22 protein-coding genes and 1 pseudogene are annotated in these 20,126 nt (G+C 68.7%); 14 read left to right on the top strand and 9 right to left on the bottom strand.

Going from position 1 to position 20,126, the window contains the following annotated elements:
* Positions 1-259 precede the first annotated feature (259 nt).
* The gene (locus ACIA5H_RS25520) at positions 260-748 is read right to left on the bottom strand and encodes a GNAT family N-acetyltransferase (RefSeq protein WP_397077746.1); all 489 of its coding nucleotides are present in this window, start codon (positions 746-748) and stop codon (positions 260-262) included.
* A 51-nt stretch (positions 749-799) separates the two neighbouring features.
* Complete coding sequence (locus ACIA5H_RS25515; protein ID WP_397077744.1) at positions 800-2,497, bottom strand: FAD-dependent oxidoreductase; 1,698 nt, start codon at positions 2,495-2,497, stop codon at positions 800-802.
* 159 nt (positions 2,498-2,656) lie between these two features.
* Here ACIA5H_RS25515 and ACIA5H_RS25510 point away from each other — a divergent pair, with 159 nt between their 5' ends.
* Positions 2,657-3,163 carry a phosphoribosyltransferase gene (locus ACIA5H_RS25510; protein WP_355080438.1) on the top strand — a complete coding sequence of 169 codons (507 nt, stop codon included), beginning with the start codon at positions 2,657-2,659 and terminating at the stop codon, positions 3,161-3,163.
* Positions 3,164-3,289: 126 nt separating this feature from the next.
* Here ACIA5H_RS25510 and ACIA5H_RS25505 read toward each other — a convergent pair whose 3' ends face one another.
* The gene (locus ACIA5H_RS25505) at positions 3,290-3,694 is read right to left on the bottom strand and encodes a heme-binding protein (protein ID WP_355080440.1); all 405 of its coding nucleotides are present in this window, start codon (positions 3,692-3,694) and stop codon (positions 3,290-3,292) included.
* 492 nt (positions 3,695-4,186) lie between these two features.
* Between ACIA5H_RS25505 and ACIA5H_RS25500 the strand changes: the two genes are divergently transcribed.
* Positions 4,187-5,113: an alpha/beta hydrolase gene (locus ACIA5H_RS25500; RefSeq protein WP_397077741.1), complete on the top strand. Its 927-nt coding sequence runs from the start codon at positions 4,187-4,189 to the stop codon at positions 5,111-5,113.
* Positions 5,114-5,151: 38 nt separating this feature from the next.
* Here ACIA5H_RS25500 and ACIA5H_RS25495 read toward each other — a convergent pair whose 3' ends face one another.
* Positions 5,152-5,742: a TetR/AcrR family transcriptional regulator gene (locus ACIA5H_RS25495; protein WP_397077739.1), complete on the bottom strand. Its 591-nt coding sequence runs from the start codon at positions 5,740-5,742 to the stop codon at positions 5,152-5,154.
* 72 nt (positions 5,743-5,814) lie between these two features.
* Between ACIA5H_RS25495 and ACIA5H_RS25490 the strand changes: the two genes are divergently transcribed.
* Positions 5,815-6,627 (top strand): class I SAM-dependent methyltransferase, encoded by an 813-nt coding sequence (locus ACIA5H_RS25490; protein WP_397077737.1) that lies wholly within the window; start codon positions 5,815-5,817, stop codon positions 6,625-6,627.
* 131 nt (positions 6,628-6,758) lie between these two features.
* Entirely contained in the window at positions 6,759-7,514 is a 756-nt protein-coding gene (locus ACIA5H_RS25485; RefSeq protein ID WP_379252841.1) for a ZIP family metal transporter, read from the top strand.
* A 34-nt stretch (positions 7,515-7,548) separates the two neighbouring features.
* On the opposite strand, the gene ACIA5H_RS25480 is transcribed toward ACIA5H_RS25485, so the two are convergent.
* Complete coding sequence (locus tag ACIA5H_RS25480; protein ID WP_379252839.1) at positions 7,549-8,004, bottom strand: MerR family transcriptional regulator; 456 nt, start codon at positions 8,002-8,004, stop codon at positions 7,549-7,551.
* Positions 8,005-8,029: 25 nt separating this feature from the next.
* Between ACIA5H_RS25480 and ACIA5H_RS25475 the strand changes: the two genes are divergently transcribed.
* Positions 8,030-8,740 (top strand): SDR family NAD(P)-dependent oxidoreductase, encoded by a 711-nt coding sequence (locus tag ACIA5H_RS25475; protein ID WP_397077734.1) that lies wholly within the window; start codon positions 8,030-8,032, stop codon positions 8,738-8,740.
* A 36-nt stretch (positions 8,741-8,776) separates the two neighbouring features.
* On the opposite strand, the gene ACIA5H_RS25470 is transcribed toward ACIA5H_RS25475, so the two are convergent.
* Entirely contained in the window at positions 8,777-9,703 is a 927-nt protein-coding gene (locus ACIA5H_RS25470; RefSeq protein WP_397077732.1) for a class I adenylate-forming enzyme family protein, read from the bottom strand.
* 168 nt (positions 9,704-9,871) lie between these two features.
* Here ACIA5H_RS25470 and ACIA5H_RS25465 point away from each other — a divergent pair, with 168 nt between their 5' ends.
* Positions 9,872-11,158 carry a PucR family transcriptional regulator gene (locus ACIA5H_RS25465; protein WP_397077730.1) on the top strand — a complete coding sequence of 429 codons (1,287 nt, stop codon included), beginning with the start codon at positions 9,872-9,874 and terminating at the stop codon, positions 11,156-11,158.
* A gap of 91 nt (positions 11,159-11,249) precedes the next feature.
* Here the strand turns inward: ACIA5H_RS25465 and ACIA5H_RS25460 are convergent, their stop codons facing one another.
* Complete coding sequence (locus ACIA5H_RS25460) at positions 11,250-12,101, bottom strand: EamA family transporter (RefSeq protein WP_397077728.1); 852 nt, start codon at positions 12,099-12,101, stop codon at positions 11,250-11,252.
* 2 nt (positions 12,102-12,103) lie between these two features.
* The gene (locus tag ACIA5H_RS25455; RefSeq protein ID WP_397077726.1) at positions 12,104-12,622 is read right to left on the bottom strand and encodes a MarR family winged helix-turn-helix transcriptional regulator; all 519 of its coding nucleotides are present in this window, start codon (positions 12,620-12,622) and stop codon (positions 12,104-12,106) included.
* Between the two features lie 151 nt (positions 12,623-12,773).
* On the opposite strand from ACIA5H_RS25455, the gene ACIA5H_RS25450 reads away from it, so the two are divergent.
* From ACIA5H_RS25450 to ACIA5H_RS25415, 8 genes and pseudogenes are all read left to right on the top strand, one after another.
* Positions 12,774-13,226: a hypothetical protein gene (locus ACIA5H_RS25450; RefSeq protein WP_379252833.1), complete on the top strand. Its 453-nt coding sequence runs from the start codon at positions 12,774-12,776 to the stop codon at positions 13,224-13,226.
* Between the two features lie 201 nt (positions 13,227-13,427).
* On the top strand, positions 13,428-14,834 hold the full coding sequence (locus ACIA5H_RS25445) for an MFS transporter (protein ID WP_397077723.1): 1,407 nt from the start codon (positions 13,428-13,430) through the stop codon (positions 14,832-14,834).
* 9 nt (positions 14,835-14,843) lie between these two features.
* Positions 14,844-15,839, top strand: coding sequence for a sigma-70 family RNA polymerase sigma factor (locus tag ACIA5H_RS25440; RefSeq protein ID WP_397077721.1), 996 nt, complete (start codon positions 14,844-14,846; stop codon positions 15,837-15,839).
* Positions 15,840-15,911: 72 nt separating this feature from the next.
* Positions 15,912-16,547 (top strand): lipoyl(octanoyl) transferase LipB, encoded by a 636-nt coding sequence (gene lipB, locus ACIA5H_RS25435; RefSeq protein ID WP_397077718.1) that lies wholly within the window; start codon positions 15,912-15,914, stop codon positions 16,545-16,547.
* A 321-nt stretch (positions 16,548-16,868) separates the two neighbouring features.
* Positions 16,869-17,297 (top strand): annotated as a pseudogene (locus tag ACIA5H_RS25430) (FAD-dependent oxidoreductase); the annotation flags it as partial.
* A 249-nt stretch (positions 17,298-17,546) separates the two neighbouring features.
* Complete coding sequence (locus tag ACIA5H_RS25425) at positions 17,547-17,741, top strand: hypothetical protein (RefSeq protein ID WP_379252827.1); 195 nt, start codon at positions 17,547-17,549, stop codon at positions 17,739-17,741.
* 218 nt (positions 17,742-17,959) lie between these two features.
* Positions 17,960-18,940, top strand: coding sequence for a DUF5996 family protein (locus ACIA5H_RS25420; protein ID WP_397077716.1), 981 nt, complete (start codon positions 17,960-17,962; stop codon positions 18,938-18,940).
* A gap of 301 nt (positions 18,941-19,241) precedes the next feature.
* Positions 19,242-19,484, top strand: coding sequence for a hypothetical protein (locus ACIA5H_RS25415; RefSeq protein ID WP_356965283.1), 243 nt, complete (start codon positions 19,242-19,244; stop codon positions 19,482-19,484).
* A gap of 64 nt (positions 19,485-19,548) precedes the next feature.
* Here the strand turns inward: ACIA5H_RS25415 and ACIA5H_RS25410 are convergent, their stop codons facing one another.
* Positions 19,549-20,100, bottom strand: coding sequence for a dihydrofolate reductase family protein (locus tag ACIA5H_RS25410; RefSeq protein WP_397077713.1), 552 nt, complete (start codon positions 20,098-20,100; stop codon positions 19,549-19,551).
* Positions 20,101-20,126: the final 26 nt, after the last annotated feature.

The raw sequence follows: 20,126 nt of genomic DNA, 5'->3' as shown, positions 1-20,126 counted from the left end.
CCGCTGGCGACTTCGTCGCGGACGCGGCGGCCGCTCGGACGCGAGCCGGGCCGCGAACGGCGGATGCTCGGTCTCGCTTCGCTCGAAAGACGTGGTGGAGGTGCGCGGGGCGCGTCGGTATCAATGCTGCGACGTCGCGCGCGGTTGAAGTGACCGGGCTGCGCGTGGTTGCCGCTCATGCAGTCGCATCTCGGACGCGAGCCGGGCCGCGAACGGCGCATGCTCGGTCTCGCTTCACTCAGTCGCGGAGACACTGGCTTCAGCCGCAGCGAATCCAAGCGGTGGCCTCGTTGCCGTCCAGGGCGTAGTCGATTCCGCGTGCGGTCAACAGGCGGAGTACGGGAATGTTGTCCGGCGTCGTGCTCACGAACAGCCTCGAGTAGCCCTCGGCGGTTGCCCGCTCGATCAATGCGGCGAACACGGCGGTGCCGATGCCCGTGCCTCGGCGGGAGCGGCCGAGCCAGACTCCCGCCTCGGCGGCGCCGTCCGAGGCGGGCAACCGGCACAGTCGTGCCGCGCCGACCACCTCGCCGTCCACCCGTATGCCGTAGGTCGACTCGACGGGCTGCTCCGCCAGCGCGCGGCCGCGATGAAAGGCTCGGAAATCCGCCTCTCGGTCGGCATTCCAGCTCGCGTCCGGCGCTTCCACCGGCATGACCTCGCCGGGATGCGCGTCGGCCACCGCGGTGTGCAGCAGATCGGTGAGCAACGCTTCGTCGAGCGGTTCGAGGACGACATGGCGGGGCATGCGCCGATCCTGGCACCGGGACCGGCCGCACGCGACCGGTTTTCCGCCCGCTCAGACCGGGGTGATCGGCAGGCGCAACGCGCCGGGCGCGGCGACCGGAACCACCGGGGTCTTCGGCTCGATCGGCGCGAGCCTGCGGTAGGCCGTGCCGAGAGGTGGACGCAGGTCATCCTCGCCTTTGTTCGGCCACAACGACATGGCGCGTTCGGCTTGGGCGGTGATGGTCAGGGATGGATTCACGCCCAGGTTCGCCGAGATGGTGGAGCCGTCGGTGATGTGCAGGCCGGGGTGTCCGTAGACCCGGTGGTAGGCGTCGACGACGCCCGACTCGGCCGAGTCGCCGATGGCGCAGCCGCCGATGAAATGGCCGGTGATCGGGATGTTCATCAGTTCGGTCCAGCCACCCTGCGGCAGACCGCCGATCTTCTCCGCGATGCGCCTGGTCACCTCGTGTCCTTCCGGAATCCAGGTCGGCGGTGCGGCGCCGTCGCCCGGCCTGGTCGTCATGCGCCTGCCGAACAAGCCGCGCTTGGTGTAGGTGACGATCGAGTTGTCGACGTTCTGCATGACGAGCACGCCGATGCTGCGCTCGGACCAGCGGCGGGGGTTGTGCAGCCGGACGAGGTGGCGGCGGTGCGCGATCAATTCCCGCACGCCCAGCCACCAGCGCGCCCTGCCCTCATGCCCGTCCACGAGCACGGTGGCCAGCAAACTCATCGCATTGCTGCCCTTGCCGTAGCGGACCGGCTCGATGTGGGTGTGCTCGTTGGGGTGGATGGACGAGGTGATCGCCACGCCCTTGGTGAAGTCGGTGTCCTTGCGCAGCGACCGCGCGGCCAGCACGGCTTCGGAGTTGGTGCGGGCCAGATGCCCCAACCGCGACGAGACGTGCGGCAGACTGCCGTTCTCGCGTAACCGGTGCAGCAGTTTCTGGGTGCCGAGCGCGGCGGCCGCGAAGATCACCTGGTCCGCGATGAACGTCCGCTCGCCCTTGCGCGCCCACCGCCCGGTCCGCACCGTCCGCACTTCGTAGCCGCCCTCCGGTCGCGGCCACACGTCCGTCACCGTCGTCAGCGGATGCACCGTGGCTCCGGCCTTTTCGGCCAGGTAGAGATAGTTCTTCACCAGTGTGTTCTTCGCGCCGTGCCGACAGCCGGTCATGCACTCGCCGCAGTGGGTGCAGGTCGAGCGCGCCGGTCCGACGCCGCCGAAGAACGGGTCGGCGACCCGCATTCCTGGCCGAGAACCGTTGTCCGCGAACAGAACCCCTACCGGCGTGCGGCGATAAGTGTCGCCGATGCCCATGTCCCGGGCGACTTCGCGCAGGATTCGATCGGTCGGAGTGGTCGCCGGATTCTCGGTCACACCGAGCATTCGCTTCGCTTGGTCGTAGTACGGCGCCAGCTCGGAACGCCAGTCGGTGATGTGCGCCCACTGCTGGTCGCGGTAGAACTTCTCCGGCGGCTCGTACAGCGTGTTGGCGTACACCAGCGACCCGCCGCCGACTCCCGACCCGCTCATGATGAACGTGTCGTTGAGCAGGGTCATCCGCTGGATGCCGTAGCAGCCGAGTTTCGGCGCCCAGAGGTACTCGCGCAGATGCCAGGAGTTCTTCGCGTACTCGTGGTCGGCGAACCGCCGGCCCGCCTCGAGCACGCCGACCCGGTATCCCTTCTCGGTCGCGCGCAGCGCGGCGACGCTGCCGCCGAAGCCGGAACCGATGACGAGCACGTCGTAGTGGCTGTCCATGCGCTCGAGCGTATGGCGGCGAACACACAGGCCGGACGAGAGATACGGACGTGATATCGAGATTTCCGGCCATCTTGCCTCCGGCTTCCCATGGCAGTGAGCAACCGCCCGGGAAACCTGGGCGGCCACTCGTATGCTCGCTGCGTCGCGTCCAGCGAGATGGGAGAGCCTGTGACGGATCGCGAAGTACTGACCTGGGAGTCGTTCGGTTCCGCGAGCCGGGAACTCGCCGCGACCATCGCGGCTGACGGCTTCGAGCCCGATCTGATCCTCTCGATCGCGCGGGGCGGGCTGTTCGTGGCGGGCGCACTCGGCTACGCCCTGGACGTGAAGAACCTGCACGTGATGAACGTCGAGTTCTACACCGGCGTCGACCAGCGCCTGGAGTTGCCGGTGATGCTGCCGCCGGTGCCGCAGGCGGTGGATCTGGCAGGCGCCACCGTGCTGGTCGCCGATGACGTCGCCGACACCGGCGCCACCCTGAAGCTGGTGCGCGACTTCTGTTCCGGCAAGGTCGCCGAGGTGCGCTGTGCGGTGATCTACCAGAAGCCGTGGTCGGAGGTCGACAGCGAATACGTGTGGCGGCGCACCGACCGGTGGATCAATTTCCCGTGGTCCACCGAGCCACCGGTGGTGCGACGGCAGCCGCGCGCGCTCGACGCCTGACCGCTGGGCATGCCCGCCTCGGACGCAGCGGCCTCGAAGGCGCGCAGGACAAGCCCCGTCCGGTCGCTTCCGGTGGGCTGCCGCCGAAGAACGCGCCCGTGTCACCGGATGGAGGGCAGTGAGCGATCAATTCAGTTGAGCGACAGCTATTGCGCCGATCTTGTGATCGGTGATCGAGGAGGCCGCGCCGGATACTCCCAGCGCACCGAGGACCGTACCGCGGATCCGGATGAGGACGCCACCGCCGTTGGGCACCAGTGCGTGGGCGTCCGGTCGCCGAGGTTCGCCGAACAGCGACTGCTCTCGCGGCGCGGTGGTCACGTGCACGGTGTCGAACCCCAGCGCGATGGCCGCCTCCGCCTTGTGTTTCGCGATTTCGCTCGCCCGCGCAGGCGCACCGTCCATCCGCGCGACGGCCACCACGATTCCGCCGGGTTCCACCACTGCCAGCGACACGGCCTCGCCGAGTCCGGTCGCCGCCTCGCGGGCCGCGGCGAGGACCGAGTCTGCCTGGTCGAGCGAGATCGCCATGCGACCATTCTCGCCCCGCACCAGATCGGCAGCGCGCAACGGCCCGGTCCTACTGCGGGATCCCGACGACTGGGCTCCCGGTCGCGACACGCCGCATCTCGAACACGCCGAAGGTCCGTCGCATAGCAACTGTCGAGCTACCATCAGAGCGAGGCGTTCACCAGCGTTTCCCCGACCGGCGATTCGTCGCCCGAGCGGGCCACAGCAGCCGGCCGACGTCGGTGAGCTGCCCACACCACTCGCACCGGTGGGCAGCCCGGACTTCCCAGGTTTGACTGGAATGGATCCGGTAGCCAATACGGCGCAACGTAGGATGAATTCGCGATCGTGGGCGCGGAGGCGCATGTCGAGAAAGCGAATCGTATTGAACTACAAACGAATTGGATCTCGTTCTCGAACGAGGAACGGGTAGGAGGTATGCGGGTGGGCGCAGCGGCGCGGTCTGGAAAGCAGCGGGGTATTCGCGGTCGAATGAGGAAGACCGGCGCTGTCATGGCAACAGCCGTGCTCATGTCGTCCCTCGGCGGGGCCGCCGCTACCGCCGCGCCGATCCACGCGCCGATATTGCGCGCACCGGCGCGCGGTTTCAGCGAGCTCTCCGTGCCGTCCAGCATGGGACCGATCAAAGTCCAGGTCCAGTGGGCGGCTCGCGGCGGAAGCGCGGCGCTCTACCTGCTCGACGGCCTGCGCGCGCCCGCCGACCACAGTCAGTGGACGACCGATACCGACGCCTTGGCCCAATTCGCGGACGACAACGTCACCCTGGTGTTGCCGGTCGGTGGGCACTCGAGCTTCTACACCGACTGGTACCAGCCGAGCAGCACGAACGGCCAAGAGACGACGTACAAATGGGAGACCTTCCTCACCCAGGAACTGCCCGCCTACCTCCAGCGGTTCGGCGTATCGCGAACCAACGATGCCGTCGTCGGCGCGTCCATGGGCGGCAACGCCGCGCTGATCCTGGCCGGATACCATCGCAACCAGTTCAAATTCGCCGGATCGTTCTCCGGGTTCCTGCACCCGACGTTCCCGCTCTGGAACGAAGCGATGCGCGCCGCCATGCGGGACGAGGGCAATTTCAATGTGGACGACATGTGGGGGCCGGTCGGGGACCCGGCCTGGAGCCGCAACGACGCCACCGTACAGGCCGAATTGCTGCGCGGACTGCCGATATACGTCTCGACCGGCAACGGGCTGCCCGGCCCGCTCGACGTGCCGTTCGGAGTCGGGAACACGGTCAACGCGATGGGCCTCGAGTCGATGACGACGATCGCCGCCCAGATGTTCCGTGATCGGCTCGCGGAACTCGGGATGACCGCCCGCGTCGACACCGTCGACGGGACACACACCTGGCCCTACTGGCAGCAAGCACTCGCGACCGCGCGTCCGATGATCCTCGACGCGCTCGGCGCGCACTGACCGAGCACCGGGCCGGAGACTTCACCTCGGCGCTCGCACTAGCCGGACAGCACCCCCACGACGACCGCGCTCACCGCGCCGCCGACCGCCTCACGCGAGGGCGGACCGGCGTCCCGATCGGCGAACAACAGGTGCGCGGTCCCGATCAGCATGGGGGCGAGCGAGTCGACGTCGGCGGTCGCGGCGATCCGGCCGAGGTCGCGTTCGGCGGTGAGGTACCCGGCGATCATGGCGGTCGCTTCCGCAAGGACGGGGACGCCGGTCGGCCGGTCGCGGCGCAGGCGTGCGCGCAATTCGTCCCGGAACGTGATCAAGCCGACGATGGCCGTGGTGACCGGGCCGAACACGTCCGTCAGCGCGGTGGTGAGGTGCTCGACCACGGCGCCACGCCCGGCGGATTCCCGCAGAGCGGCGGCCCGTCGCTCGATCTCGACGATACGGGCGGTCACCAGTTCGGCGAGGAAGTCGTCGAAGTCGGTGAAGTGCCGGTGCAGCACGCCTTTGGCGCAGCCCGCCTCCGCGGTGACCGCCCGGCTGGTCAGCGCGCTCGGCCCGGCGCGGAGCAGGATCCGGTCGGCGGCGTCGAACAACTGCTCGCGCACGTCGCGGAGGGCGACTCCGGTGGGCATACGGGTGCCTCTTTCTGTTCGGATCGAGCCCACCCGTTGCCGAGTGGGCGCATGCCCATTTAAAGTGGGCGCATGCCCACTATACCTTCGCCGGAGGAAACGCCGCACCGGCACCGGCAGATCGCGGAGTCCTTCGGGGTGAATGCCGAACGCTACGACCGGACCAGGCCCAGCTATCCCGAAGCCCTGATAGAGCACATCGTTTCCATCAGTCCCGGGCGCGCGGTCCTGAATGTCGGCTGCGGCACCGGTGTCGAAGCCCGGCAGTTCCAGGCGGGCGGTTGCACGGTGCTGGGAGTCGAACCGGATTCGCGGATGGCGGAATTCGCACGGGGCCGAGGGTTGGAGGTCGACGTGGCGACCTTCGAAACCTGGGACGGCGCAGGCCGCGTCTTCGATGCGGTCATCGCGGGAACGGCTTGGCACTGGGTCGATCCGGTCGCGGGGGCGGCAAAAGCGGCGGAGGTTCTGCGCCCCCGGGGCGTGCTCTCCGCATTCTGGCATGTGTTCCATCTCCCGACCGAGGTGGCGGAAGCGTATGGCGCGGTGTACCGGCGGGTGGCGCCCGACTCGCCGTTCACCCTCCAGCCGGGCACGCGAGCCTTGGAGGTGTACCGGCAGATGCTGGACAAAGCAGCCGAAGGCATCCGGGAGACCGGTCGATTCGAAGATCCGCTGGAATCGAGTTTCCAGTGGGAGCGCACCTACACCCGCGACGAGTGGCTCGATCAACTTCCGACGCACGGCTCCATGACCCGCCTCCCGGAGGACAAACTGACACAAGTGCTCGACGGTGTCGGCGCGGCGATCGATGCGATGGGCGGGAGTTTCACCCTGCCCTACACGACGGTGGCGATCACCGCGACGCGCACCGCCACACCCTGACCCGATGCGCCGCCCCTTCCCCCGCTGTTCCTGGGCTTCGTTTCCGTCCCGGCGGGTGCGGGTAGCTCGGACAGGTGGCCGGCGATGATCCGCGCTGGTCGACGCGTTCCGAGCGGTGAGGAGACGGTTGAGTGTCGGGGTTGTGGGCTGCGGGCGGATGGGGATTACTGGCCGGATCCGCCCTGCTGATAGGCGCTCTCGTGGGATTCTGGGCGCGCGTTCCCACGAAGATCGTGGCCAGTGTGATGGGATTCGGTAGCGGAGTACTGCTTTCGGCGGTGTCGTTCGAGTTGATCGCCGAGGCGCACGAGAAGGCCGGACTGCCGCCCACCGCCCTCGGCGCGGTGGGCGGCGCGGGGATCTACACCCTGGCGAATGTCGCCCTCGCCCGCCGCGGCGCCCGCCACCGCAAGCGCTCGGGAGACCAGCAACCCAGCGAATCCGAGCAGTCCGGCTCGGGCACGGCCATCGCGTTGGGCGCGCTGCTCGACGGGGTACCGGAGTCCATCGTCATCGGGGCGAGTTTGCTCGGCGGCGAAACCGTCAGCGCGGTCACCGTGGCCGCGGTGTTCATCAGCAATATTCCCGAAGGGCTGTCCAGCGCGGCCGGTATGCGCCGCGCGAACCGCAGCCCGCGCTACGTGTTCGGCTTGTGGGCTGGGATAGCGGTGATCAGCGGTGTGGCCGCCATGGCGGGCTACGGGCTGCTCGGTGACGCCGCGCCCGCCGCTCTGGCCGCGATCACCGCCCTGGCCGCGGGCGCGATCCTGGCCATGATCACCGACACGATGATCCCGGAGGCCTTCGAGGATGCCCATCTGTGGGTCGGGATGATCACCGTGGCCGGGTTCCTCACCGCCTTCGCCCTGTCCCAGCTCGACCACTGAACCCCTGTGGCGCAGGCTTTTCGGAGCCGATTGCTCAGCGCGCGTCGGCTCGACGGTCGGGCGCCCACAACCGATCGGCATCGCCAACGGCGAGCCTGCCGCGGTAGACGTCGATCTTGTGGTCGATGAGTTCGAGGTTCTCGTGCAACTCGGCGATCTTGGCTGCCACCTCGGCGCGATGCGCCTCCATGAGGGCGAGCCGCTCGTGCTCGTTGCCGCGCCCGGCGGCGACGAGTTCGGCGTAGCGGCGGATGGTTTTGATGGGCATGCCGGTGGCCCGCAGCTTGGTGCAGACGGTGATCCAGTCCAGGTCCAACTGCTGGTAGCGCCGCCAGCCACCGGCCGCGCGATCGACCGGGGTGACGACCAGGCCCGCGCGTTCGTAGTAGCGCAAGGTGTGCACGCTGACCCCCGTCCGCCTGGCGGCCTCGGCGATGCTCATACCTTCCTGTGGCGTACCGGATTCCGGCTGCGGCTTGACTTCGAGCACGCTCTAGAATTTAGCGTCCGTGATCATGACGACAACATTGATCACCGGAGCGAACAAAGGTCTCGGTTTCGAGGCCGCCCGCCGGCTCATCGCCGCGGGCCACACCGTCTACCTCGGAAGCCGGGACGTCGAGCGCGGACGCCGGGCCGCCGAACAGTTGGGGGGACGGACAGTCCAGCTCGACGTCACCGACGACGCGTCCGTAGCGGCCGCCGTCGCGGCCATCGAAGCCGACGGCGGCCTGGACGTGCTGGTCAACAACGCGGGTATCGCCACGGAATGGACCGCGACCAACACCGTGATCGGCGCCGCGGACGTGACCGCGGACCTCATGCGCCAGACCTTCGAGACGAACGTCTTCGGCACGGTGCGCGTCCTGCACGCGTTCCTGCCCCTGCTACAACGTTCCACCGCCCCGGTCGTGGTGAACGTCAGCAGCGGGCTGGCCTCGCTGACCCGGCTCAGCGACCCCGGCAGCCGGGCGTACGCCTACCCGGGCGTCGCCTACCCGGCATCGAAAACCGCGGTCAACGCGATCACCGTGCAGTATGCGAAAGCGTTTCCGAACATCCGGATCAACGCGGTGGAGCCCGGCTTCACCCAGACCGATCTGAACGGGAACACCGGCCTGCAGAGCGTCGAGCAAGGCGCCGAGATCATCGTGCGGATGGCGCGGCTGGGCCAGGACGGCCCCACGGGGGGATACTTCGACGCCGACGGCGCCCTGCCCTGGTAGCCGAACGTCGGTCGTGCGGTGCTCACCCGTGGCGAATCAAGGCACGACGGACGCGCGGTTCGACTCCCCTGCCGCCGGTGAACGGATCGCGTGGGCCCGCGCGATGACCTCCTTCAGCCCGTATCCGTTGACAATGGGTACACCAAAGCGGTGTTCGAACCTGCTTCTTAGTTCACTTCCGGCCGGTGCCGCACAGCACAGGGCGAAACGCACCGACGAGGTGTCCCACCGCGCCCGGCCGGGCAGATCGGTCAGTGCCGCGTACAGGCTCGGGAAGGCGGAGGAGTAGGTGGGCCGGATTCGCTCGACCCGTTCCAGGAACGATTCCGGGTCCAGCGGGCCTGCCAAGGTAGTGCGACCTCCCGCGACCAACGGAGACAGGGCGCCGAGCAAGATGCCGCAGAGCTGCCGCATCGGCAGCGTCGACAGGCTGTGGTCGGCATCGGTGAGGGCGAAGACCTCGATCACGAATCGGCACATGGCCTCCAGGTTCCGGTGATCGAGCATCGCCCGGATGCCGCCGCCGTAGGTGATCAGCGCCAGCGCCTCCCCGCCGGGCCGCGCCGCCGGTGTCGGGTCGCGTTCCGCCGCGCCGAGCGCCGCGGCGGGCAGGACCCGCACCGCAGCGTCGATCGCCGACGGATGCTCGATGACGATGAGGACCTCGGGGTCCGCGTCGATTATCCGCTGACTCACCTCCTCGTCGGACGCCGTCGGGTCGATCACGGCGGCCGTGGCGCCCAGGCGCCAGATCGCGAACAGCGACACCACCAGGTCGACCTCGCCGGGCAGCATGGTCGCGACGACGTCGCCGGTCGTGACGCCCGCGGCGCGCAGGCGGGACGCGGCACGCTGGACGGCGGACAGGAATTCGCTGTTGTTCAGTTCGATGCCGCCAGCGGCAAGGGCTGGTGCCTGCGGGGCGGCTGCGGCGCGACGATCCGGAAGAGTGGAAAGCATCATGCGATGTCCTCGGCAACGGCGTAGTTGTTCGATAACAACGGTAGGAAGCGGAGCTCCTCTCGCCACCGTCGTGCAAGGATCAAATTCGTCGTCTGTCTTGTCGCCTGGAGACAATATCGACCCGCGAGATGCGCCGCCGCGCGCACGGCGAGGTAATACGATCGGCTCGTGACGAGTTCTCGTCGCAACGGTGAAGCGGAGGTCGACCGTTGTATCGCGACGATCGCCGCCCGCATGAACGCGCGGGTGACGGACGTCAGCGCGAGCATCCACAGCGCGCTCGAGGAAGAGATACCCGAGCTGCGCGCGGATGTCCACACCGTCGAACTGCTCGGGGCCAGTGTGCAGGGAAACGTCGACACCCTGCTGTACGCGCTGCGTCACGACATCCCCGCCACCCGCATCCACCTGCCGTCGGCGGGCACGGAGTACACGAAGCGTCTGGCCCAGCGCGACGTCCCGCTCAACGCCCTGATGCGCGCCTATCACATCGGACAACGGCGGGCGACCGAACTGATCTTCGCCGAGTTGCAGGCCGCCGACGTCGCGCCGGTCGATCGATTCGTCGTCGGCCGGGCCATCGCCACCCGGCTGTTCACCTACCTCGACCAAGTGATCCAGGAGGTCGTCGCGGTCTATGAAGGAGAGCGGGAGCAATGGTTGGACACCCGCAACAGTGTGCGAGCGCTCTGTGTGCGCGAGCTGCTGAAGGGGAAGGAGTCCGTCGACGTCGACAGCGCCACCGAGCAGATCCGTTATCCCCTGCGTTGGCATCACCTGGCGCTCATCGTCTGGTATCCCGACACGGAAGCCCACGGTGACGAACTGGCCGAGCTGCAACGGTTCGTTCGTGGGTCGGCCGAGAGCGCGGGAACCTCTGGGCAGCCCCTCTTCGTCGCCGACGATCAGCTGAGCGGGTGGGCGTGGCTGCCCTACCGTTCGGCACGACCCGATGCCGTCGCCGATATCCGTGCATTCGCGGCCGCGCAACGCGACGCCCCGAACGTGGCGATCGGCACGATGGTCCCAGGCCTGTCCGGGTTCCGCCGATCTCATCGCCTGGCCCAGGACGCGCGCACGGTCGCGCTGGCGGGGGCGGACACCGAACACCGGGTGGTCGCGGCCGAAGACCCCGGATTGTCGGTCGCGGCCCTGTTCGGTGAGAGCATCGCGGAAGTCCGGGAATGGGTCGGCGACGTGCTGGGCGACCTGGCCTCCGACACCGACAACGACGCGCGGCTGCGCGACACGCTCCAGGTCTTCCTGCGCACCGGATCGAGCTACAAGGCAGCCGCCGCGGAGCTCGGCCTCCACTCGAACTCGGTGAAATACCGGGTGGGCCGGGCGGTTTCGCGACGCGGCAGGCCCATCGCCGAAGACCGGCTGGACGTCGAGCTCGCACTGCTCATCTGTCACTGGTACGGACCGGCGATACTGCGACCCGGTTCGGCGTGACCCGGCTGCCCGGAACTCAGCGGCGCAGCGCTGCTTGCGGGACAGCTCCACGGGACCGCGCACGGCGTAGAGCCAGGTTGCGACTCCGTCGTCACGATGTGGCGATGACAATGCTGGCGGCCGAGGCGGCGACCAACCCGATGATCTGGCTGCTGTGCAATCGCTCCCGCAGCGCGGTCACGCCGAGTACCACGGGGACGATCGGGTAGAGCGAGGACAACACGACCGCCACGGCCAGGTACTCGGTCCGCGTGGCGAAGAGATAGGACACGAGCGCGGCGGCGGCGAGGATGCCGGAGAACACGGCTGTGAGATCGGCCCGATGTCCATGGCCTGGCGCGGTATCCGAGGATCCGGATGCCAGCGTCCATGCGAACAGAGCGACGAGAACGACGGCCGCCGCCCGGCCCGCGGTCACCGGCCAGATACCGGAGGCCGGGGCGGCGCGAGCCAGTGCGAGGTATTGCACGGCGATGCCGACACCGGCGATCAGCCCGTCGCCGACAGCGGCCCTGGCATTCGGACCAGCGCCGGTCGCACCGCCCGCGACGAGCCAGAGCGCGGGCACAGCCATCGCGATACCCGCCCATACCGACGCCGCCGGACGCTCACCGAGCAGAGCGGTTCCGAGCAGAACCGGCAGTGCGGCGCCGCCCACGGCGCTGATCGGTACGACCACGGACATCGCGCCGCGGCTGATTCCGCGGAACAGGAAGGTCATCGCGATACCGGTACCCACTCCGGACAGCGCTCCCCAACCGAGATCGGCGGGATGGGGCCCGGCGGGAAATACCAGCAGGCCTGCGAGCGCGGTGACGGCGAGCCCGCCGAGTTGGCCGAGCAGCGCCACGCGTGCGAATCCGACTCGGCGGGACGCGGTTCCACCCCAGAAATCCGACAGGCCATAGCTCAACGCGGACATCAGCGCCAGAAGCGTCCCCATGATCAGGCCTTCCGGTCGCGCTCGGCCTGTCCCACCGGACACACCGCGGATCGCGTGCAGCCTGCGCGGTCGCACAATCTGCACAGCACATTCGAATCGCCGATCTCGGCGTACAGCCGGGCCAGCAGTTTCGCAAGCAGACTCGTCAGGGCTTCGCGCTCCGCCTCGTCGAGTGCGGATACCAGCTCGGCCAACGACCGGACGCGGGCGGCGAGGATTCGGTCCGCGGTGTCCCGGCCGGACGGCGTCAGGTTCACGCTGACCAGACGTCCGGGGCCGGGAGAGCGGCCGACCAGTCCGGCGGCCGCGAGCGAATCGACCATGCGAACGGCCGCGGATTGCGTCAGCCTGACCCGTTTGCCCAGGTCGGTGACGCTGATGCCCGGCGATTCCATGAGCGTCACCAAGGCGGCCGCGCTACTGCCGCTCACCGCACCGGCGCCGTGCACGTCGGCGAGCATCACGTCGTTGATCGCAAGCGCCGCTGCTCCGAGCAGGTTCTCCAGGCGAGCATCATGCATGACTCATGCATAACATCCGCCGAGGGGTCGCTGTCAACCCTTCACCCGGCCGCGCGGTGTGCGGAGTGAGACGATCAGGAATCGAGAAGCGCTGGTCAGCGCGCTGCCGTTAGCGTTGGGACGTGAGCCGTTCACACAAAGAGGAGGACTCATGAACTGGGACAGACGGATAAGGCAGGCGCACCGGTGGCTGGCCGTCATATTCACGGCGACCGTCGTCGTCACGGTCGTCGCCTTGGCGCTGAAGGGGCCCGTGTGGGTCTCCTACGTGCCTCTGCCCCCGCTCGCCTTGCTTCTCTTCTCCGGTCTCGGCGTATTCGGACTGTCGTGGTCCGCCGAGCGGCGCGGCCGGGCGGCCGGGAACACCTCGCCGCGGCGGGTCGTGCCCGCACCGCGGGTCCGGCAGCTGCATCGCTGGTCGGGCATCGGCTTCGTCGCGACCGTTCTCGCCACTTTCGTCGCCTTGGCGCAGGAAGAACCGATCGTCTGGGTGTCCTACCTGCCGCTGCTGCCGCTCGCTCTGCTGCTGTTCTCCGGCCTCTACATGCTGGTGTTGCCGCTTGCCGTGCGACGTCGGCGCGCCGGTCGCCTCGCCACGTCCTAGTCGGCCGGGGCGGGCGCGGGCGGCGCCGAGCCCGGTGGAACCCGGGGCGGCGACTCCGGACGACGCTTCCGAAGCGGGGCTCCTGCCGGCCGCTCGTACGTCCGCGATCGGCACGAAACAAAGTTTTCTCCGAACCTGCGATGAATCGGGACGGCGGCGCCGGTATGTACCGGCGAACCCATCGGAGGAGGACTTTCGCCCATGAGAACGACCACGGGACAGCGCTGGGTACTCGCGCTGACATCGGTGGCCGCGTTGATGATCATGCTGGACGCGCTGGTCGTCACCACCGCCTTGCATGCGATCCAGCTCGACCTGCGCGCCTCGCTGGCCGAACTGGAGTGGACCGTCAACGCCTACACCTTGAGCTTCGCGGTGCTGCTGATGGCGGGCGCGGCGCTCGGCGAGCGATATGGACGGCGCCGCGTACTGGTCGCGGGGGTGCTGCTGTTCTCGGCGGCCTCGGCCGCGTGCGCCTCGGCGCCGAACCTGGGCTGGCTGGTCGCCGCCCGGGCGGTGCAAGGTGCCGGCTCGGCGGCCGTCATGCCGGTCGGTATGGCGCTGCTGTCGGCCGCCTTCCCGCCCGCGCAGCGCACCCGCGCGCTCGGGCTTTTCGCGGCGGTGACCGGCCTGGCCACGCTCGGCGGCCCGCTCCTCGGTGGCGCGGTGGTGGAGGGCTCGACCTGGCAGTGGATCTTCTGGCTGAACCTGCCGATCGCCGCCTTGCTCGTGCCGCTGATGCTGGCCCGGCTGCCGGAGAGCCGTGGCGAGGCACGCGGACTCGATCACCTGGGCATCGGGCTGGCCTGCGCCGCCGCGCTTGGCTCGGTGTGGGGCCTGCTGCGCGGCGACGAAGCGGGCTGGGGCAGCGGCGAAGTCGTCGCCGCGTTCCTGCTCGCGGCGATCGCGCTGGTCGCGTTCGTACGCTGGGAGCTGCGCACCGCGGCCCCGTTGATCCCGATGCGGCTGTTCGCCGCGCGCGGCTTCTCGGTCGGCAACGCGGTGGGCTTCCTGCTGTTCGGATCGATCTTCAGCGGGGCGTTCTTCTTCGCACAGTTCCTGCAGACGGTCCAGCACCACGGCCCGCTCGGCGCGGGAGTGCGGCTGGCGCCCTGGACGATCACCTTGTTCCTCGTCGCTCCCGTGGCGGGCAAGCAGGTCAACCGCTTCGGGGAACGGCCGCTGGTGGTCGTGGGACTGCTGATGCAGGCCGCGGGCTACGGCTGGCTCGCGCTGACGGCCGGGCCGCAGTTGTCCTACCCGGCCATGGTCGCGCCGTTCGTGCTCTGCGGTGTCGGCGTCTCGATGGCCATTCCCGCCGCACAGAGCGCCGTGCTGCGTTCGATGCCCTTGGCGGCGGTCGGTGCGGCGTCGGGCACGTTCAACACCTTGCGCCAGCTCGGCAGCACGTTCGGGATCGCCTTGCCCGCAGCGGTTTTCGCGAAATTCGGTGGACTCGGATCCGCCGCTGCGTTCAGTGCCGGATTCGCCGCGGCGATCGGCACGGCGGCGCTGCTGGCGCTGATCGGCGCCGCGCTCGGGCTGCTGCTACCCGCGGGCGCGCCCGTCGCGGCACGCTCCGACGCGCAGCCGGTCGCGGCTCGGTAGGTTGCGGCCATGACGATCGGCGCCGACTTCACGGCCGAGACGATGGCCTACCGGCCGGAGTTGCTCGCGCACTGCTACCGCATGCTCGGGTCCGTCCACGATGCCGAGGACCTGGTGCAGGAGACCTTGGTGCGGGCCTGGCGTGCCGCCGACCGGTTCGACGAGCAGCGGGCTTCGCTGCGCACCTGGCTGTACCGGATCGCCACCAATGCCTGCCTGACCGCGCTCGAACAGCGTGGCAGGCGGGCCTTGCCCACCGATCTGAACGGACCGGCCGCCACTCTCCAGACCCGGCCGGCCCGGCATCCCGAAGTGTCCTGGCTGGAACCGATTCCCGACACGCTGCTCGGCGGCTCGGCCGATGATCCGGCGACCGTGGTGGCCGCGCGCAGCGGCATCCGCCTGGCCTTCATCGCCGCGCTGCAATATCTGCCCGCCCGCCAGCGCGCGGTGCTCATCCTGCGCGACGTGCTCGCCTGGTCCGCCGCAGAGGTCGCCGACCTGCTCGGCACCTCCCCCGCCGCGGTCAACAGCGCGCTGCAACGCGCCCGCGCCCAGCTCGAGAAGGCCACCCCCATGATCGATCGGACGTCCGAGTCGTTGAGCCCCGGTGAGCGCGCGATGATCGACCGCTACGTCACCGCTTTCGGCAACGGCGATATGGACGAGTTGAGCAAGCTGCTGCGCGACGACGTGGTGCTCGAAATGCCGCCCGCCCTGTTGTGGTTCGCGGGCCGCGCCCACGTAGTGGGTTTCTTCGCGGCCAAGGCGGCCCGGGACGGCGACACCTGGCGCGCCGTGCCGACAGCCGCCAACACCCAGCCCGCCGTCGCCTATTACCTGCGCGACGCGGACGGGACCCACCGCGCGCACTCCATCCACGTTCTCGGCACCACGGATACCGCCATAGAACGCATCACCGTCTTCCTCGGCGACGAATTGTTCCGGCCGTTCGGGTTGCCGACGGTGCTTCGACGGCCGAACGAGAACTCCATGCCGGAGTGATGCTCGGTGCGGACGACCGCACAGGCGATGGGGTCGAATTCCCGGTGCGGCGGGGAGCGATATCGTCGGAGCATGCGAGCCCGGCCGTTGACTTTGATCCAGGACGACCTCGTCGACTACGACAAGGCCATGGAACGCATGGGAGAGCTGGTCGAAGAACGCCACAGCGGCGCGCGGCCGGACACCCTGTGGCTGCTGAGCCATCCGCCGGTCTACACCATCGGGCGGAAGACGCCGCAGGAGCACCTGCCGGACCCGGCACACGACATCCCGGTCGTGCGGACCACCCGCGGGGGCCAGCTCACCTATCACGGTCCCGGCCAGCTGGTCGGCTATCTCGTCGTCCGGCTCGATTCCGGCGAAGGGGTCGTGGACTACATCCGCGAGGTCGAGTTCCGCCTGATCGAGGCACTCGGCCGGTTGGGCGTGCCCGCCGAACGCCGCGACACTCCGCCCGGCTCCGAACTGCTCACCGGCGTGTGGACCCGGCACACCGGCCGCAAGATCGTCTCCATCGGCATGCGCCAGAGCCGAGGGATCACCAGTCACGGCTTCGCCCTCAATGTGAACGGCGACCTCGAGCCATGGCACTGGGCCGTCGCGTGCGGGCTCCCCGACGTCGATATGTCCTCCGTGGCCAGGGAATCCGGCGCGGCCACCATGGAGCAGGTGCGCTCCATGGTCGCCACCGCTTTCGAGGCGAGCTGAACTCCGCCCGCGAACGATCCGCCGCTCGCGCGGCGGCGACCGCGACGGCTGATCGCGCTCGTGGTCCACAGCCGCGTCCCCTCGGAGCGGCGCTCCACCAGTCCGCCGAGCAGGCTACCCAGCTGCGCGCGGCCCCCTGCTGCCGAGATGCTGCCGGATTTGTTCAGAACCACGAACTCCGTTGGGGATTCACGAAACAGCGACGCGACCAGATCGGCAGAGAGCTACCCGCATCCATCCGCACACCGGACCCGGCGCAGGCGGACCGCCGAACGCCGAAACGAAAGTAGCCCCGACACAGACGATTACGACCAGGATCGTGCCGTCGCCGACGGCGACACTTTCCGCTACTACCCCGGCTTCGCCGGTCCCGAGGTCGACGCGCTGAACCGGGAGCAATCGCAGACCGCGACCGCCGCGGAGCATGCGATGCAACTGCTGTGCGTCCAGCGCCTGGACGGCGGATTGACCGTCGGCGACACCCTCGAGTACGCCGAGCCGTTCGCATTCGACCTGGACGACGCTCCTTACGAGCACCTGACGTCGGTGACCGAGGAGTTGCTGGGCCGCAGACTGCCACCAGTGGTGCGTCGCTGGGCAGGCGTGTACAGCCAGAGCACCGATCCCGGCGCCGCGGTCACCCGCGTACGAGCCGAACGCCATGTCTGGGTGATCACCGGACCCGGCGGTCGCGGCATGACCCTCGGCCCCGTCCTCGGCGAGGAAACCGCCGACCTACTCGAACTCTGAGGAACGGATCCTGGTTCTGCTGAGACGGTTTCGAGGCCGGGCCGCGCCGCGGTGAGCGGTGCGGCAGGGCGCGTCCGGTCGCGCCATTATGCGTTACCAGACGTATCCCAAATTCCGTGTGCCCGGGTGCTGGCACACCACGAAATCCGCGCGTCGATTCGCGCAGGCGCACGCGACGTGTGAAGAATGCTCGCAATCACGAAAGTAATTGTCCGCCTGGGGATAACGCGCCATATGGAGCGGACGGGGATGACTGGAGAAATAGCGGTGGTACTGCTGTGGGTGGTGATCGTTGCCATCGTCGTGGTTCTGCTCGGCGGTGCGGCCGCGGCGATGGTGTGGGATCCGAGTCCCCGCCGGAAGGCCCGGGCGACCGATCGGAGCGCAGCGCTGCCGTTGGCGGGCATGCCATCGCCGCACGACAGGTGGCCCCGGCGATCTTGACGCTTCGCCCCGCCGCGAGCCGTTCCTTCTGGTCCCGCCGAGCCGATCGGCCCGAGCTGCCGCCACAGCCCGCGATGTTGCCAAACAGTTGCCAACCGCTTGGCATGTTCTACTTCACGACGTAGGCGCACCGGGTACGGTGGGCGCTGCGGTGCGCCTTCGCAGGCGTCCGCGTGCGGCACTGGCACCGAGAATCCCGAGACGACGGAGGTGCGGCAGTGGCAGGCTCAGAAACCGCGCCCGAGCCGTGGCCGGTGTTGCGCGTCGATGACTGGACTCCCACGCGGGAGACGCTGCACATGTGGACGCAGATCATCGGCAAGATCAGGCTCTCGCACACCCCGCTGGTCAACCATTGGTGGCAGGTCACCTTCTACGTCAGCCCGAGAGGGCTGACCACCTCCGCCATTCCGCACCCGGCGGGATGCTTCGACATCGAATTCGATTTCCTCGATCATCGACTGCACATCCGGTCCAGCGACGGCCGTAGCAGGCAGGTCGCGCTGGAACCCAAACCGGTAGCGGCTTTCTACGCCGAAACCGTCACGGCGCTAGAGGAACTCGGGATTCCGGTGCGAATCGAGGCCAAGCCCAACGAGGTCGAACTCGCCATCCCGTTCGCCGACGACTACGAACATCGCTCCTACGACGCCGCGGCCGCCACCTTGTTCTGGCGGCAGCTGCTGGCCGCCGACCGGGTCATGCACGAGTTCCGCGCGCGCTTCATCGGGAAAGTGAGTCCGGTGCACTTCTTCTGGGGCGCGATGGACTTGGCGTGCACCCGGTTCTCAGGGCGGGCGGCTCCGCGACACCCGGGTGGCGCGCCGAACTGTGGCGACTGGGTCATGATCGAGGGTTACTCGCACGAATTGAGCAGTTGCGGCTTCTGGCCCGGCGGCGGGTCGGAGGGCGCCTTCTACGCCTACGCGTACCCGGAGCCCGCGGGATTCGCCGAACACCCGGTCGGCCCGCGAGAAGCCTTCTACAGCCGGGAGAACGGCCAGTTCCTCCTGCCGTACGAGGCCGTTCGCACCGCCCCCACCCCGGAACGCGCGCTGCTCGAATTCCTCGAGACGACCTACGAGGCCGCCGCCGATCTGGGCCACTGGGACCGCGCCGCCCTGGAAGCCGACCCGGACCGCTGGAAGCACAAGCGCCGAGCGCCCGAGACGGGCACGCCACGGCCGCCGGGCGAGTGATCCGGCATGGCGCCGCCCGTCGCCGATTCCTTCGGGGCGAGGGCGTGACGCCCGCCTTCTACGGTCCGTGCGGACAGCATGGGATCCACCGTTGAATGACCTGTACAACGGCACGTTGATCAGGGTAGAGATTCCTCGGCCACCGAGACAACCTAATCAAAGCCGCAGTTCACAGCCCGTTTTGCGACACATAGCTCCCCACCATTGAGAACCCGGTATCCGGTGGATCACCGATGAATGTATCGTTATATGACGGCACGTTAATCGACGGGATGAACTAATGCACAACACCAGCAAGCGCGTGACAGTGCGTCGAGTGGTGGCCTCGGCGCTGATCGGCGGAGCGGTCGTCATGGCGGCGGCAGTCGCTTCGCCCGAAACCACGGTGACCACCACAGCCGACCGGTACTCCCACAACCCCGCCGACAAGCGCGGTTCCGGAGTGGGAGAGCGCGCCCGGAGCAGCAACCACGGCGGATACCAAGGGCGCAACGAGCGCCCGTGCCAGTACACCCCCGAGGGCTACTGCACCGGAGGGCGTTGATACCCATACCGGCGGCGAGCCGGATCGCCCGGGCGGCCCGAACGGGCCGCCCGTCCGCGCGCGATCAGCCCTCGGCCGGACCGTAGGCCAGGTGGACGACGCCATTGGCGTAGACCTCGTGCTCTTTGAGCGCGAGCTTGGTCGCGTCGACGCCGTCGCTCCACAAGCGCTTGCCCTTCCCGAGTGCGATCGGGTAGACGAACAGGTGCAGATCATCGATCAAGCCGTCGGCGAGCAACGCCCGCACCAGTGTGCCGCTGCCGCTGATGTAGATGACGCCGTCGATCTCGTCCTTCAGCTTGCGGATGACCTCCGGGTCGTAGGCGCCGACGCGGGTGCTGTTGGCCCACTCCACCTGCGGCTCGCTCGCACCGACGACGTATTTCGTCGTGTCGTTGAAGAACGGCGCCCCCGGGTCGTCCTCGACGGTGCGGGTCGACCAGGCCGGTGCGAACATCTCGAAAGTGGTGCGGCCCAACAGGATCGCCTTGGACGCCGAGGTGATCGCCGCGAGAGTCTCCCCCATCTTCGGGTCGAACCCGTACTCGAAGGTCCAGGACGGATCCTCGTACACGCCGTCGAGGGCGATGAACTCGTGGACTGCGATGGTTCCCATGTTTTTCCTTTCATCGGGTGCGGCGG

Origin of the sequence: Nocardia sp. NPDC051900, assembly GCF_044452545.1 — a bacterium.
Taxonomy (GTDB): domain Bacteria; phylum Actinomycetota; class Actinomycetes; order Mycobacteriales; family Mycobacteriaceae; genus Nocardia; species Nocardia sichangensis.
The sequence above is the reverse complement of the archived record's forward strand: the minus strand, read 5'-3'. Positions and strand labels throughout refer to the sequence as shown.

Coding starts and splice junctions, on each gene's coding strand:
- ACIA5H_RS25520 (WP_397077746.1), bottom strand. CDS start 748: ATGCCCCGCCATGTCGTCCTCGAACCGCTCGACGAAGCGTTGCTCACC.
- ACIA5H_RS25515 (WP_397077744.1), bottom strand. CDS start 2,497: ATGGACAGCCACTACGACGTGCTCGTCATCGGTTCCGGCTTCGGCGGC.
- ACIA5H_RS25510 (WP_355080438.1), top strand. CDS start 2,657: ATGGGAGAGCCTGTGACGGATCGCGAAGTACTGACCTGGGAGTCGTTC.
- ACIA5H_RS25505 (WP_355080440.1), bottom strand. CDS start 3,694: ATGGCGATCTCGCTCGACCAGGCAGACTCGGTCCTCGCCGCGGCCCGC.
- ACIA5H_RS25500 (WP_397077741.1), top strand. CDS start 4,187: ATGGCAACAGCCGTGCTCATGTCGTCCCTCGGCGGGGCCGCCGCTACC.
- ACIA5H_RS25495 (WP_397077739.1), bottom strand. CDS start 5,742: ATGCCCACCGGAGTCGCCCTCCGCGACGTGCGCGAGCAGTTGTTCGAC.
- ACIA5H_RS25490 (WP_397077737.1), top strand. CDS start 5,815: ATGCCCACTATACCTTCGCCGGAGGAAACGCCGCACCGGCACCGGCAG.
- ACIA5H_RS25475 (WP_397077734.1), top strand. CDS start 8,030: ATGACGACAACATTGATCACCGGAGCGAACAAAGGTCTCGGTTTCGAG.
- ACIA5H_RS25470 (WP_397077732.1), bottom strand. CDS start 9,703: ATGATGCTTTCCACTCTTCCGGATCGTCGCGCCGCAGCCGCCCCGCAG.
- ACIA5H_RS25460 (WP_397077728.1), bottom strand. CDS start 12,101: ATGGGGACGCTTCTGGCGCTGATGTCCGCGTTGAGCTATGGCCTGTCG.
- ACIA5H_RS25455 (WP_397077726.1), bottom strand. CDS start 12,622: ATGCATGATGCTCGCCTGGAGAACCTGCTCGGAGCAGCGGCGCTTGCG.
- ACIA5H_RS25450 (WP_379252833.1), top strand. CDS start 12,774: ATGAACTGGGACAGACGGATAAGGCAGGCGCACCGGTGGCTGGCCGTC.
- ACIA5H_RS25445 (WP_397077723.1), top strand. CDS start 13,428: ATGAGAACGACCACGGGACAGCGCTGGGTACTCGCGCTGACATCGGTG.
- ACIA5H_RS25440 (WP_397077721.1), top strand. CDS start 14,844: ATGACGATCGGCGCCGACTTCACGGCCGAGACGATGGCCTACCGGCCG.
- lipB (WP_397077718.1), top strand. CDS start 15,912: ATGCGAGCCCGGCCGTTGACTTTGATCCAGGACGACCTCGTCGACTAC.
- ACIA5H_RS25425 (WP_379252827.1), top strand. CDS start 17,547: ATGACTGGAGAAATAGCGGTGGTACTGCTGTGGGTGGTGATCGTTGCC.
- ACIA5H_RS25410 (WP_397077713.1), bottom strand. CDS start 20,100: ATGGGAACCATCGCAGTCCACGAGTTCATCGCCCTCGACGGCGTGTAC.